The organism is Paenibacillus sp. USDA918EY, assembly GCF_009870825.1.
Taxonomy (GTDB): Bacteria; Bacillota; Bacilli; order Paenibacillales; family Paenibacillaceae; genus Paenibacillus_AQ; species Paenibacillus_AQ albilobatus.
Genome location: NZ_WTWY01000014.1, coordinates 111,443 through 125,284, shown reverse-complemented (window position 1 = coordinate 125,284; position 13,842 = coordinate 111,443). Strand labels below are relative to the sequence as shown.

Below are 13,842 nucleotides of genomic sequence, written 5' to 3'. Positions count from 1 at the left end.
GCGAATGGGGCATTATAGAAGCGGGGACAGTATGCGGCACAGCATCTCCGCTTTTTTATGCAGAAAGGGTCTGCGCTGAAACTCCCTTTTCGTCATTTCCCGGCATACCTTCATATCCTTCTCAAAATCAACCGTGAGCCTGTCGATGGCCGACTGCTCATACAGCGCCGCGGTCAGCTCGAAATTGCAAAAAAAGCTGCGCATGTCCATATTGGCGGTGCCGACCGAAGCCAGCAAATCGTCGACGATCAGCACTTTGGCATGGATGAAGCCTTTTTGGTATTGAAAAAAACGGACGCCTGCGAGCAGCAGCTCCTCCACGTAGGACAGCGAAGCCAGATGCACCAGCCTGGAGTCGGCTCTCCACGGAATCATGATCCGCACATCGACGCCGCTGACGGCGGCGGTTTTCAGCCCTTCGTAAATGCCCGGGTCCGGAATGAAATACGGCGAGGCGATCCAGATTCTTTTTTTCGCAACGGAAATGGCCGTAAAACAAAACTCCTGAATGGCGTTCCACGCTTGGTCCGGACCGCTGCTGACGATTTGGATCTGCTCGTCCCCGCCGCAATGATGCTCCGGAAACAGCGCGGGGTCGGCGATTTTCTCCCCGGAAGCCAGCTGCCAGTCGTTCAAAAACACGTTTTGCAAAAAATAAACGGCGTCCCCTTCGATCTCCAGATGCGTATCCCTCCAATAGCCCATTTTCGGGTATTTGCCCAAATAATCGTCCCCGACGTTGATGCCGCCCACGAATCCCTTGACGCCGTCCACCACGATGATTTTCCGGTGGTTCCGGTAGTTGATGCGCCGGTCCAGAAAGGCGAGCAGCGGCGGAAGGAACAAATAAAACTCCACTCCCGCCTCCTTCAGCTTGTCCACGAATTCCCGCTTCAGCTTGCAGCTGCCCAGACCGTCGCACATGAACCGCACTTTGACGCCTTCCTTCGCTTTCCGGATCATGATCTCCTGGAATCGCGTTCCGATCTCATCATGCCTGAAAATATAAAACTCAATGTGGATGTGGTCTTTGGCGGCTTCCATCGCCTTCAGCATCGCGCCGAACGTTGCTTCGCCATCGGTCAGCACCCGGCTTCTGTTGCAGCCCGTAATCGGACTCTCCGACAGGCGTGACAGCAAATTGAACAGCCGCTCCTGATGCCGGAACTCGGGGTTATGCATCTCTTCGATACCTTTAACCGTAACGGCCCTGCTCCAAATCAACGCCCGGATTTGCCTGAACAATTGCGAACCCCGGGTTCGCAGCCGTTTGCGGGCTTTGTAATCGCGAGCCACGAAATAATAAACGACGAAACCGATCATCGGGCAGCAAAATAAGATGAACATCCAGGCAACCGTTTTGGAAGGATTGCGGAACTCCAGCAGCAGGATCGTCGCCATTTGAAAAATAAAAACGATAAATACGAGCAGCAACCATACCATAGAACCCCCTCCTTCCCCAAAACCTGCGCTTGAATCGGTTACTTATCCATCATTGACCAAACCGAACCCTCTTTATTCAAAAACGCGGCCCCATGGCGGCCGGGCGGGCAAGAGGAAAAAGGTGACATTTTAGACATGTTTGGCGCCTCTCCCGAATACATAGATTATAAGACAAGTATCATGACGATACGGAAAGGAGCTGCCATGAAAAGTGCATCCGCCAACCGACGTATGACACTCCTGGTCATGCGGGACGCCCAGCATTCGGTGAAGCAGATCCATCTGTCCAAGCCGCTGTTGATGGCCGTGCCCGCCGCCGCAGTTCTCTCATTGTCCGGTCTCATCCTTGCCCTGCAAGCCCACTCCTCCCAGGTCATTTCCCAATTGGAGCAGAAGGTCTCCCTGGAAAACGCAAAGAGCCTCCAGCTTCAAAGCTCGGTGAACAGCCGCGAGCAATCCATCGAACGGCTGCAAAACGAAATCATCAAGCTGTCGACGCAGGCCAAAGATATGCAGCTTAAGATGCAGCGCGTGGACGAATTGGAGCAGCAGCTTCAGCAGTTTATCGAAAAACACGGCACCGGCATGATTACGGGCGATTCCGCGGATAAAGCGTCTTCCCTGTCCTGGGATGCTTCGCAGCATATCGGGGGCGAGTTTATTGCCGTGCACGATAATGAGATGCTGGATCTGGCCCAGGAGACGAAAGACGACTTTCAGGAAATTCAGGAGCTGCTGAAAACGATGGAAAGCACGGTCCCCGATACGCTGCAAAAGGCACAGGAAACGCAGCGGCTGATCGCGGGCAATCCGACGTTATGGCCGACCGAGTCCCGTGTGATGACGTCGAGCTTCGGCTACCGGACCGATCCCTTCACGGGCAAAGCCGCCTTCCATGCCGGGATCGACATCGCCGGGGACAACGGCGGGCCTGTGTACGCGGCGGGTGCGGGAAAGGTGACCACCGCCGACCAAAGCGGCGCGCGCGGCAGGTATGTCGTGATCGAACACCCGAACGGGCTGCAGACCTGGTACATGCACCTCAGCAAAGTTCTGGTCAAAGAAGGCGAATCGGTCGACAAAGGCGACAAAATCGCCCTTCTCGGCTCGACCGGCCGCAGTACCGGCCCCCATCTGCATTTCCAGGTCGTCAAACAGGATAGACCGGTCAATCCGCTCCCGTACATCCGTCCGGAAAGTTCCGAGTTCAATTAAGGAGGGTTTTATGTTGAGCAGATCGAAATCGTCCAAAAAAAATACCGCGCCCACCGATTCGCTGATCGGGAGAGGCACCGAGGTTGAAGGCGCCCTGGCCTGCCAGGCCAACGTGCGCATCGAAGGGAAATTCAACGGCGTCATCGAAAGCACCGCCTGCGTCACCGTCGGCGAGCATGCCGAGGCCAGGTCCGACATCAGCGCAAGGGAAGTCGTCATTGCGGGAAAAGTGTATGGAGACGTGCAAGCGGAAGGCAGGCTGACGATCACTTCGACCGGCCAAATGTTCGGCAACGTGCTCGCCGCTGCTTCCCTTGTCATCGCCGAAGGCGGAATTCTTAACGGTTCCAGCAAAATGGAACCCAAGCAGGACGAGCGTCAGGATACCGCGGGCGCAGGCGAGGTACACCTTTTGGAGTCGGAAGCGGGCTGAAGGCATCGGAGCCGCGGCGTCAGCTCCTCACGCTTGAAACTTATACGTCATTTTCCATCATTAAAAAAAGCCCGCCGCAGCGGGGTGTGCTTATGAACACACGCAGCTGAAGCCGGGCTTTTCGATTGTTATGCGGCAACGTCCCTTTTGTGGAAGACGTACCAAGAAACGGCCATAAAGAGAATATAATATGCGGCAAGCACCGCCAGGGAAAAACCAAGGGTTACCCCGCCCGGTCCCACATCCGACTTCAGGTAATCCGAAAGGTCCATGTGCGTAAACAAAAGGTATTTCGCCCATTCGTAACGTTCCGGGCTGAACAAGCGTGCAAAAATGCCCTTGGCGAACATGATGAACAGCGCCAGCCCGATGGACAGGCCCCCGGCACGGAACACGGTCGAAATCATAAACGCAATCGCCACCGTCATGAACAAATTGACGTAATCGCAAAGGAGATATTGGAACGTAAACACAAGCCCGCTCCTATCCGGTGCGATCAGGTTGCTTTCCCCGCCGCTTCCGAACAGGACGCTTGAAGCCAAAACCGCGACCGCGGCAAGCAGCAGCGTGCAAAGCAGGCTGAACAGAATCACCGAAATGTACTTGGACAGCAAAATTTTGGACCGGCTCCACGGCCGGATCAGCAGCAGCTTGATCGTCCCCCAGGAAAATTCCCCTGCGACCGAATCCGCCGCGACGATGACCGAAAAAATCGTGCACAGATAAAACGTAAACGAAACGGTCAAAATCACGCTGTCCCAAAGCGAGGTTTGCCCGCCCGAATCGACCATGTAAAAAAGAATCGGCAGGATCGCGTTGCAGAACGCCAAAATGGCCAGCATGACCCATGTCCGGGCGCGCCGGTAAATTTTCATGTTTTCGTTTCGCACAAGGCTGAAAAAGTTACCCAATCGGATCGCCTCCCGTCATTTCCAGGAACTGATCTTCCAGCGACCGGGTCACGGCTTGTATGCCGTACACCTTGATGCCCGCTTGAACCAGCCGGGCGTTCACCTCGGGAATCTGATCGCGGGTCAGCCTCAGGGTGAGGAGGCTTCCCTGCACGGTGCCGCCTTGCAGAATCGCTGCCGCCCGCTCCGGGTCATCTACCGTAAATCCCGTTTCCGCCGCTTCCGCTCCGCTGTCGCCGCCGTTTTTAAGCGATCTGACATCGATCAGCCGCCCGTTTTGGATGATGGCCACGTTGTCGCACATCAGCTCCATTTCCGACAGCAGATGGCTGGAGACGAATACGGTCGTCCCCTCCTCCCGGCACAGGCGGCGCAAATAATCGCGGAGCTCCCGGATTCCTTGCGGGTCAAGGCCGTTGGTAGGCTCGTCCAAAATGAGCAGCTTCGGCCGGTGCAGTATCGCCTGGGCCACCCCCAAACGCTGCCGCATCCCCAGCGAATACGTCCGCACCTTGTCGTGGATCCGGTTGCCGAGGCCGACGAGACGGACCACCTCTTCGATTCGTTCATCGGTAATCCCCTTCATCATGCGCGCGAAATGGCGCAAATTTTGGTATCCCGACAAAAACTTGTACATCTCCGGGTTTTCAACGATGGCTCCCACATTGGCGACAGCCTTCTCAAAATGCTCCTTAATGCTGTAACCGCATATTTTGATATCTCCTTGACTGATGGAGGTCAAACCAACCATCATCCGAATGGTCGTCGTTTTTCCGGCGCCGTTGGGTCCCAAAAATCCGTATACCTGGCCGGGCGGAATGTCGAGCGTAACGTTTTCGACCAGCGTTCTGGAGGAAACCCGCTTGGTTACCCCCTCCAGCCGAACTACCGGTTCAAGCTGCATTCGCTTCACTCCTTCGTAGGTTATCCCCCCATTTTAACACATCCGTGACGCAGATGCCCCATATATTGGTAATTATTCTCTTTTTCCCCCTGGCAATGACAATGTTCACAGCAGCCCAAAGGAATCGTACTCCGGTAATATCCGGTCCGGAAAACAACCATGGTGCCCGATGCCGGTACGATACTCTCACAGCACAAGCAATAGACGTACTGCAGATTTTTCAATGGAACCGCCTTCCTCTCCTTGGGTCTCTAGTCCACATTTACCCGACGAATTGCCTCCAAAATCAATTGTATCAACTTTAAAACGTTAAAGTTACAAAATGTATCATTACCAGAAATCTACCTCAATCGCCGCCTGCTGTCAAGCCGCTTGCGCCAAAAACAAAAAAACGCCGGGATTGACGTATCCCGGTCGTCGTTCGGCTTACTCCAAATGCGCCTTGATCAATTGATGAATCCGGCTTCTTTCCTTATCGCTCACCAGGTAGTACCAAATGCCTTTGATCCGCTGCCCCTGGCCGCCGATTTCCACCTGGTCGATTTTTTTCAGATCCGTTCTGTAATCGGTCAAAAAGGTTTTCATATCCTCAAACGTAATGTCGGTTTTGACGCTGTCCGCCACTTCGTCCAGCAGCGATTCGATTTTGGTTACGGTGGCGATGTTCAGCGAATTTTTGATGACCTGCTGCAATATTTGGCGTTGCCTTGCGTTTCTTCCCATATCGCCGCGCGGATCGTCATACCGCATTCTCGAATACAGCAAAGCTTCTTCCCCTTTTAAACGCAGCTCGCCTTTGTCAAACTGATGGCCTTCATAATAGAAAGCAAAAGGATTGTCGACCTCGACGCCGCCAAGCGAGTCAATGATCCGCGCGAACCCTTCCATGTTGACCTTTACGTAGTAGTTCACCGGATAATCGAGGAAACGTTCCACGGTCTTCACCGACATGTTGACGCCGCCAAAAGCGTAAGCGTGGTTGATTTTGTCCACGGTGCCGTGACCGACGATTTCCGTCCGCGTATCCCGCGGAATGTTAAACATGAGGATGCTCTGCTTGGCCGGGTTGACCGTCAAAAAAATCATCGCGTCCGATCTTCCCCGATCGTGTTCGCGCTGATCGACGCCCAGCACAAGCACGGTAAACGGCTTCTTATCCTTCAGGTCGAAGGGAACCGTCTTGGTCTGGGGGATACCGGCCGGTTCCGCGGATTTCGCCCCTGCCGCGGCGCTCCGAACGCCGCTTCCTTCCTTGCCGACCGGCACCGGCTCGATCTGTCCATCCCTGCTTTCATAGATTTTGTGCGCGGTCGTTTTGACCGATTGATAGAGGTGCGCGGCATACCCGGCGATCCCCAAAACGGCGACGATCGACACGGAAGAGAGGATGAGAACCCATTTTTTCATCGATCAAAGCCCCTCCTTTCCACGCGATTGTCGCCCGGCCCTTGGTTCATTAATAAGCATTGTTGGCTCCGAACAGCACCTTTACGGTTTTGCACAGAATGACGATATCTTTTATAAACGATTGATTCCTTATGTACTCCAGATCAAGTTCCACCATTTCCCGGAACCCGACGTGGTTTCTGCCGCTGATCTGCCATAATCCGGTGCAGCCGGGCACAACGAGCAGCCTCATCATGTCGTAGGAGGTATAATCGGCTACTTCCCTCGGCAGCGGGGGTCTGGGTCCGACCAGGCTCATGTCCCCCTTCAGCACGTTGACAAGCTGCGGCAGCTCATCCAGGCTGGTCTTGCGGATCAAACGCCCGATACGGGTAACTCTCGGATCGTTTTTGATTTTAAACATCGCGCCGCTGATTTCGTTTTTGTCCATCAAATCCCCGAGCATCGCCTCGGCATCCGCAACCATCGAGCGGAATTTGTACATTTTGAACGGCTTCCCGTTTTTTCCGACGCGGGTCTGGGCGAAAATGACGGCTCCTTTCGGGCTCTCCGCCTTGATCATCAGTGCCACCAGCAGCAAAAGCGGAGACAGCAAAATAAGCCCGAGAAGGGATAAGACGATATCCTGCATTCGTTTCACGAACCAAAACCAATTTCTGTTCTTTATTTCGAATAACGGAATGACATCGAACTGACGACCGGTTTCCAACGTGTTTTTTAACGGATTGATTTGATTCATGAAGGACCTATCGGCCTGCGGCATCGGACAGAAGAGTGGTTAGGGGAAACGTGGCTTTATCCATCACGGTATGGTTTCGTTCGAAATATATGATACGCTTCAAGATCCATCCCTCGCTTATTTAATTGGGGGTTTTCGGGCAAAAGCACTATGCAGCGCTTTGATAAATATAGTAAAATGACTTTATCCCATTCATACTTTTTTCCGCGAAACGCGGATTTTTTCTTTCGCTTTCATGCAGCATTTCTATGTAAATACATCAAAGATTTGGCCGCTTCCCTTATTGTCCAGGAAATCTGTGTAATGTTCATAGTTTTGCAGCCGGACTCTGCCGCCCATGACGGTGCGGGTGATTTGTTTCGCCATGTTCACCTCCCCGTGCTGATCGGGATCCAGAAGGACCCCGTAAAGCCTTGCATCCGACAGGCTGTCCTCTTTCCAGAGAAGCTTGCCGTACGTTCGGCAGATCGGCTTCCCTTCGCAGGCAATGTCGAAGCAAAGCCGTATTTCCGGCAGAAGCGGAAAGTCCAAATCGCTGATAAACACGAGGGTCCGGGATTCCACTTCCCATAATACGACCGGGCGGGACCGGTTCAAGACGACGGGAGTTTCAGCGATCTGATGAATGGATACATGCATTTGAAGATGTATGCCGTGCGCCGTTAATATATTCATGGCACCGTCCCTGCCTTGCGGTATAAAAATAAGAATTTCGAACTACACTTCGTAATGATACAATTCGTTTCCAAATGGATACATTTAGTATCAATCACAAGTTTTACTTTACGATACATTTTGTAACTAGTCAATCCCTTTTTCCATTGAAAATCAATGAAAAGAGAGCAGCGGCAAAAGCGGGAAAATTGCGATCATCATGCTTGATGCTGCCTTTTCATCCGCGAAAAGTCGCGCTCGGTCGACGATTTTTTTATGCATACATGCATGCCGATCGACATAGGAACATGAGCCGGCAGCCCCGGCGATCAATATTTAATGGAGATATTTGATACTTTATGTTGCTTGGATTCAGCATTTTGTAGGCAATCAGAGGAGGTTAATTCATGAATCACGAGAATCGCATCGCAGAATTGCGGGATCAAAGAGGATGGACTCAAGAGGAATTAGCCCAATCGATTGGCATTACGAGAGCCGCACTCTCCCATTATGAAAAGAACCGCCGCAAACCTGATTTTGAAATATTGACCAAGCTTGCCGACAAGTTCGAGGTGTCTATCGATTATTTGATCGGCCGCACGAACCAGCCGAAGCTGGTGATGGACCCCGAAGTTCGGGAGTTTGTGGATCAATTGGAGCTTTCCGATGCCGATTTGCTGGAGCGCTTTAATTTGACCGTCGACGGCCGCAGCCTTACGGAAGATGAAGCCAAACGTTTCATCGCTTTCGTTCGGATGGAACGCGCCATGAAATAAACGGAAAAAGACCTCAGCGCCGGCCGCTGAGGTTTTCAAGATTATAGAATGTATGCGTTTTAAAAGATAATGGATGAGGGATTCTATAATCGTTTTTCATGATTCTGTACGACAAATAGGCAGATCCAACGTTTTGAACGATATGGCTGATGGAGTCACGGACCCGGGGAGCTGCAGGCGACGTTAACCGGATGGATTGAACCGGATGGAATCCGATCTTACCAAACGATTCTGCTGCTTACAGTAATGATGCCAGTTGTCGGGGTGTATCCCGCATTGCTCCAGCACTTTAAGGATATCCAAACGGATCTGTGCCGGATGCTCGCCATCGGTCCGTGCTTCGCTACCAAACTCCTTCTCATCTCTCATCGAAGATACCCTCGCTCCACTCATCGATTTGTTCGCTATAAGATCAGATCATCGTCTTATCCTCGATAGGAAGGTCGCAATGACCACAGAGGATAGGACTTTTTTATTATATCCCAACTCCGGTCATGATGCTGTCGTCTGATGGAGAGTTTGTCTCGGAAATACAGTTCTATTTTTGTCGAAAAAAATGGGTCTGCGATCTCTGTCCCCTTTCGGGGCCAAAATCACAGACCCGGTGATGGCCAAGCCTACACGTTCATGAAAATATTATGACTTATTGACTGCCGGTTCTGGCAAGCTCGCGCATGTTGGCTTCGAATGCCGCCATAAGCGCCGCTTCGCCGGTCAGGCCTTTTTCCTGCACCTTGCGGATATGCTGCGTCATTCGTTTGTAATCTTTCGGAATGACCCGCACGAATTGCTGCAGGCATTGATTCCAGTTTTCCAGCACATTTTGCCCCGCGGCGCTGCCGGTGTAGGTTACGTGCTTCTGAATCAGCCGCTTCAATTCTTCCTCTTCCTCGGCTTCCTCAACCCGCTCCAGCAGCACCATTTCCAGGTTGCAGCGCTGGATGAAGGTATTCTCCGGATCGTAGACGTAGGCGATGCCGCCGGACATACCGGCCGCAAAGTTGCGTCCCGTGCCGCCGAGCACAACCACGCGCCCGCCCGTCATATATTCGCATCCATGGTCGCCCACGCCTTCCACGACGACCGAAGCCCCCGAGTTGCGGACGGCAAAACGTTCGCCGGCAATCCCGTTGATGTACGCCTCTCCGCCGGTCGCCCCGTAAAAGGCGGTGTTGCCGATAATGATATTTTCTTCGGCTTTAAAGGTCGCTTTGTCGGACGGCTTCACGATCAGCTTGCCGCCGGAAAGTCCTTTGCCCGTATAGTCGTTGGCGTCGCCCACGACCGTCAAGGTCATGCCTTTCGGAACAAACGCCCCGAAGCTCTGGCCCGCCGTGCCCGTAAACGTAAACGAAATCGTATCCTCCGGAAGGCCCGCCGCTCCGTATTTCCGCGTCACTTCACTGCCCAGAATCGTGCCGACGGCCCGGTCCACGTTCGTGATCGGAAGCGTTCCTTGAACCGCTGTGCCGGTTTCGAGCGCCGGCTCAGCGAGAGCGAGCAGCTCGCGCATATCCAGCGTTTCCTCCAAGCCGTGATTTTGCTTTTTGCTGTTGTAACGCGTGCTGTTTTCCGGAATTTCCGGCGTGTGCAGCAGCGCCGACAAATCGATGCCGCTCCGTTTCCAGTGGTCGCTCGCGGCTTCGGTATCGAGGCAGTCGGTCCGGCCGATCATTTCCTGAACGGTGCGGAACCCGAGCTCAGCCATGAGCTCGCGCAGATCTTCGGCCACAAATCTCATGAAGTTGACGACATGCGCCGGATCGCCCATAAAATGTTTGCGCAGTTCCGGATTTTGCGTCGCGACGCCGACCGGACACGTATCCATTTGGCATACGCGCATCATAATGCAGCCAAGCGCGATGAGCGGCGCGGTCGAGAAGCCGTATTCCTCGGCCCCGAGCAGCGCGGCGACGGCCAAATCGCGCCCGTTCAGCATTTTGCCGTCCGTCTCCAGCACGACGCGGTCGCGCAGGTTGTTCAGGATCAGCGTCTGATGCGTTTCGGCCAGCCCCAGCTCCCAAGGCATGCCGGCATGGCGGATCGAGCTTTGCGGCGACGCGCCCGTGCCGCCGTCATACCCGCTCACCAAAATGATGTCGGCTCTACCTTTGGCAACGCCCGCGGCGATCGTGCCGACGCCCACTTCGGATACGAGCTTGACGTTAATGTTTGCTCTCGGGTTGGCGTTCTTCAAATCGTAGATCAGCTCCGCCAAATCTTCGATCGAATAGATATCGTGATGCGGCGGCGGCGAGATCAGGCCGACGCCCGGCGTGGATCCGCGCACTTCGGCTACCCACGGATATACCTTGCGTCCTGGCAGCTGCCCGCCTTCGCCAGGCTTGGCGCCCTGCGCCATTTTGATCTGGATTTCGTCGGCGTTGACCAGATAGTGCGACGTTACGCCAAACCGGCCCGACGCCACCTGCTTGATGGCGCTGCGGCGGGAATCGCCGTTGGCATCCGGAATATAACGCGCGGGATCCTCCCCGCCTTCGCCGGTATTGCTTTTGCCGCCGATCCGGTTCATGGCGATCGCCAAGCTTTCATGCGCTTCCTTGCTGATGGAACCGAAGGACATCGCCCCGGTTTTGAAGCGGCGCATGATGGACTCGACCGGCTCCACCTCTTCCAGCGGCACCGAAGGTCCGACCGGCTTCAGCTTCAGCAGGGAGCGGATCGTCATCCGCTGCTCGTTTTCGCCCTGCACCAGCTTGGCGTATTTTTTATACACCCGGTAATCGCCGGTGCGTACGGCCTGCTGCAGCAGGTGGATCGTTTGCGGATTAAACAGATGCTCTTCCCCGTCTTTTCGCCATTGGTATTCGCCGCCGGAGTCCAGCACCTTATCGTTGCCGTCCTTATCCGTAAAGGCGCGGTTGTGATGGGCGAGCGCTTCGGCCGCCACTTCTTCCAGACCGATGCCGCCGATGCGGGACGGGGTATTGGTAAAGTATTTCTCCACGAATTCCTCTTTTAATCCGACCGCTTCGAAGATTTGTGCGCCGCGGTAGGACTGGATCGTGGAAATACCCATTTTGGACAATATTTTCACGACGCTTTTCGTCGCCGCTTTAATGTAGTTTTTGACGGCTTTTTCATGCGTTACGCCGCGCAGCAGCCCTTGGCGGATCATGTCGTCAAGCGTTTCGAAGGCGAGGTACGGGTTGACCGCGCTGACGCCGTAGCCGAGCAGGAGCGCATAATGATGCACTTCGCGCGGTTCGGCGGATTCGAGCAGGATGCTCACCTTCGTGCGCGTTTCCTGGCGGATCAGGTGATGATGCAGACAGGATACGGCCAGCAAGGCCGGGATCGCTGCATTTTCGGCGTCTACACCCCGATCCGAGAGGATCAGGATGTTATGGCCTTTGGCGATGACGCGGTCCGCCGCTTCGCAAAGCCCGTCAAGCGCCTGGCGCAAGCCTTCGGCTCCGTCCGCCGCCGTAAAAAAGATCGGAATCGTCATCGACTTGAAGCCGGGACGGTGCACATGGCGGATTTTCGCGAAATCCTCGTTGGAAAGGATCGGCGTTTCCAGACGGATCTGCCGGCAGCTTTCCGGCTCCGGATGAAGCAGGTTGCGTTCCGGTCCGATCGTCGTCGCGGTCGACGTAATGATTTCCTCGCGGATCGCGTCGATCGGCGGGTTCGTCACCTGCGCGAACATTTGCTTGAAATAATTGTACAAACGCTGCGGCTTGTCGGACAACACGGCCAGCGGGGCGTCGTAGCCCATCGAGGCGAGCGCCTCCATGCCGGTGGCCGCCATCGGCTCCAGCACTTTGCGCAGCTCTTCGAACGTATAGCCGAATGCCAGCTGCAGCTGCGTCACGTTGTCATGTTTCGGATTCGGCAGCTCCGGCGCGTCCGGAAGCTCATCGAGGTTGATCAAATGCTCGTCGAGCCACTGACGGTAAGGCTGCTCGGCAGCGATTTGCGCTTTGACTTCCTCGTCGGACACGATGCGCCCTTCCTTCGTGTCGACAAGCAGCATTCTGCCCGGACGCAGCCGGTCTTTGTACAGCACATTTTCCGGGGCGATGTCGAGAACCCCCGCTTCGGAGGACAAGACGATCAAGTCGTCTTTGGTCACGTAATAGCGGGAAGGTCTCAGGCCGTTCCGGTCGAGGATCGCGCCGATTTGCACGCCGTCCGTAAACGCCATTGCCGCCGGGCCGTCCCAAGGCTCCATCAAGGTGCTGTGGTATTCGTAAAACGCTTTTTTCGTTTCGTCCATCGTTTCATGGTTGTTCCAAGGCTCGGGCACCATCATCATCGCCACATGCGGCAGGGAACGGCCGCTTAGATACAAGAATTCGAACGTATTGTCGAACATCGCCGTATCCGAACCGTCCGGATTGATGATCGGCTTTACCTTGTCCAGGTCGCCGCCGAAAAGCTCGCTTTTGAACAACGATTGGCGGGCGTGCATCCAGTTCACGTTGCCGCGCAGCGTGTTGATTTCGCCGTTGTGGATCATGAAGCGGTACGGATGCGCGCGCTCCCAGCTCGGGAACGTGTTGGTGCTGAAACGGGAGTGAACAAGCGCAATCGCCGTTTCGACCGATTCGTTTTGCAGGTCGAGGTAAAATTGGCCTACTTGAGCGGTCGTCAGCATGCCTTTATATACGATTTTCCGGCAGGACAAGCTGGAAATGTAGAAAGTTTCCCCTTCAGGCGTGCCGCCGTAACGGATCGCCCGCTCGGCGCGTCTGCGGATGATGTACAGCTTGCGCTCGAAATCCAAATCCTCTTTCAGGTCGGCGCTGCGGCCGATGAACACCTGGCGTACGTACGGCTTGGCTTCTTTGGCCGATTTGCCGAGCATTTCGTCATAGGTCGGCACGTCGCGGAAACCGAGGAACGTCTGCCCTTCCTCTTTAATGATCTGAATCAGCCGGCTCTCATGAGCCTCACGAACGGCTTCATCATGGGAAAGAAACAGCATGCCGGCCCCGTATTGCCCGGGCTCCGGAAGCTCGAAACCGTTTTTTTGCGCTTCTTCGGCAAAAAAACGATGCGGTATTTGCAGCATGATTCCGGCTCCGTCACCGGAATTCGGTTCGCTGCCCTGGCCGCCCCGATGCTCCATGTTTTCCAGCATCGTCAGCGCCTGGGCGACGATTTCATGGGAAGCCCTGCCCTTGATGTGAGCGACAAACCCCATGCCGCAGGCGTCTTTTTCAAACTGCGGATCGTAGAGTCCCTGTTTAGGGGGAAGTACCGTATGTCTCATGGAAAGCAACCTTTCTTTCTTCAGAATGAATAATGACTTCATTTCGGGTACAGCAAACAACACCACATCGAGACGATCATTGGCTACAGAACAAAACAGTGACTATGATTGGGGAATG

The 13,842-nt window shown here is 54.5% G+C and carries 11 protein-coding genes; 3 read left to right on the top strand and 8 right to left on the bottom strand.

The window, feature by feature from the left end; genetic code table 11:
- Window positions 1–12: 12 nt before the first annotated feature.
- Window positions 13–1,443: a cardiolipin synthase gene (gene cls / locus GQY55_RS23180; RefSeq protein ID WP_160044287.1), complete on the bottom strand. Its 1,431-nt coding sequence runs from the start codon at window positions 1,441–1,443 to the stop codon at window positions 13–15.
- A 204-nt stretch (window positions 1,444–1,647) separates the two neighbouring features.
- On the opposite strand from cls, the gene GQY55_RS23175 reads away from it, so the two are divergent.
- Both GQY55_RS23175 and GQY55_RS23170 read left to right on the top strand, forming a co-directional pair.
- Window positions 1,648–2,658 carry a M23 family metallopeptidase gene (locus tag GQY55_RS23175; protein WP_160044286.1) on the top strand — a complete coding sequence of 337 codons (1,011 nt, stop codon included), beginning with the start codon at window positions 1,648–1,650 and terminating at the stop codon, window positions 2,656–2,658.
- Between the two features lie 13 nt (window positions 2,659–2,671).
- Entirely contained in the window at window positions 2,672–3,091 is a 420-nt protein-coding gene (locus GQY55_RS23170) for a bactofilin family protein (protein WP_236575810.1), read from the top strand.
- A gap of 128 nt (window positions 3,092–3,219) precedes the next feature.
- On the opposite strand, the gene GQY55_RS23165 is transcribed toward GQY55_RS23170, so the two are convergent.
- The 5 genes from GQY55_RS23165 to GQY55_RS23145 all read right to left on the bottom strand — a co-directional run bounded on the left by GQY55_RS23165 (window position 3,220) and on the right by GQY55_RS23145 (window position 7,727).
- The gene (locus tag GQY55_RS23165) at window positions 3,220–4,002 is read right to left on the bottom strand and encodes an ABC transporter permease (protein WP_160044284.1); all 783 of its coding nucleotides are present in this window, start codon (window positions 4,000–4,002) and stop codon (window positions 3,220–3,222) included.
- Window positions 3,995–4,906, bottom strand: a complete 912-nt coding sequence (locus GQY55_RS23160; RefSeq protein ID WP_160044283.1) for an ABC transporter ATP-binding protein — start codon at window positions 4,904–4,906, stop codon at window positions 3,995–3,997. Before GQY55_RS23160 ends, GQY55_RS23165 begins: the two co-directional genes overlap by 8 nt.
- Window positions 4,907–5,332: 426 nt before the next feature.
- Window positions 5,333–6,313 (bottom strand): LCP family glycopolymer transferase, encoded by a 981-nt coding sequence (locus GQY55_RS23155; RefSeq protein ID WP_160044282.1) that lies wholly within the window; start codon window positions 6,311–6,313, stop codon window positions 5,333–5,335.
- 49 nt (window positions 6,314–6,362) lie between these two features.
- Window positions 6,363–7,052, bottom strand: coding sequence for a sugar transferase (locus GQY55_RS23150; RefSeq protein ID WP_160044281.1), 690 nt, complete (start codon window positions 7,050–7,052; stop codon window positions 6,363–6,365).
- A gap of 246 nt (window positions 7,053–7,298) precedes the next feature.
- Entirely contained in the window at window positions 7,299–7,727 is a 429-nt protein-coding gene (locus GQY55_RS23145; protein ID WP_160044280.1) for a hypothetical protein, read from the bottom strand.
- A gap of 386 nt (window positions 7,728–8,113) precedes the next feature.
- Between GQY55_RS23145 and GQY55_RS23140 the strand changes: the two genes are divergently transcribed.
- Entirely contained in the window at window positions 8,114–8,482 is a 369-nt protein-coding gene (locus GQY55_RS23140; protein WP_160044279.1) for a helix-turn-helix domain-containing protein, read from the top strand.
- 183 nt (window positions 8,483–8,665) lie between these two features.
- On the opposite strand, the gene GQY55_RS23135 is transcribed toward GQY55_RS23140, so the two are convergent.
- Window positions 8,666–8,851: a hypothetical protein gene (locus tag GQY55_RS23135; protein WP_160044278.1), complete on the bottom strand. Its 186-nt coding sequence runs from the start codon at window positions 8,849–8,851 to the stop codon at window positions 8,666–8,668.
- Between the two features lie 274 nt (window positions 8,852–9,125).
- Window positions 9,126–13,724, bottom strand: coding sequence for a glutamate synthase large subunit (gene gltB, locus GQY55_RS23130; RefSeq protein ID WP_160044277.1), 4,599 nt, complete (start codon window positions 13,722–13,724; stop codon window positions 9,126–9,128).
- Between the last annotated feature and the right edge of the window lie 118 nt (window positions 13,725–13,842).

Bases quoted from the DNA above. Each gene is read 5' to 3' on its own strand.
- cls (WP_160044287.1), bottom strand. From the start codon at position 1,443: ATGGTATGGTTGCTGCTCGTATTTATCGTTTTTATTTTTCAAATGGCG.
- gltB (WP_160044277.1), bottom strand. From the start codon at position 13,724: ATGAGACATACGGTACTTCCCCCTAAACAGGGACTCTACGATCCGCAG.
- GQY55_RS23140 (WP_160044279.1), top strand. From the start codon at position 8,114: ATGAATCACGAGAATCGCATCGCAGAATTGCGGGATCAAAGAGGATGG.
- GQY55_RS23135 (WP_160044278.1), bottom strand. From the start codon at position 8,851: ATGAGAGATGAGAAGGAGTTTGGTAGCGAAGCACGGACCGATGGCGAG.
- GQY55_RS23150 (WP_160044281.1), bottom strand. From the start codon at position 7,052: ATGAATCAAATCAATCCGTTAAAAAACACGTTGGAAACCGGTCGTCAG.
- GQY55_RS23175 (WP_160044286.1), top strand. From the start codon at position 1,648: ATGAAAAGTGCATCCGCCAACCGACGTATGACACTCCTGGTCATGCGG.
- GQY55_RS23160 (WP_160044283.1), bottom strand. From the start codon at position 4,906: ATGCAGCTTGAACCGGTAGTTCGGCTGGAGGGGGTAACCAAGCGGGTT.
- GQY55_RS23145 (WP_160044280.1), bottom strand. From the start codon at position 7,727: ATGAATATATTAACGGCGCACGGCATACATCTTCAAATGCATGTATCC.
- GQY55_RS23155 (WP_160044282.1), bottom strand. From the start codon at position 6,313: ATGAAAAAATGGGTTCTCATCCTCTCTTCCGTGTCGATCGTCGCCGTT.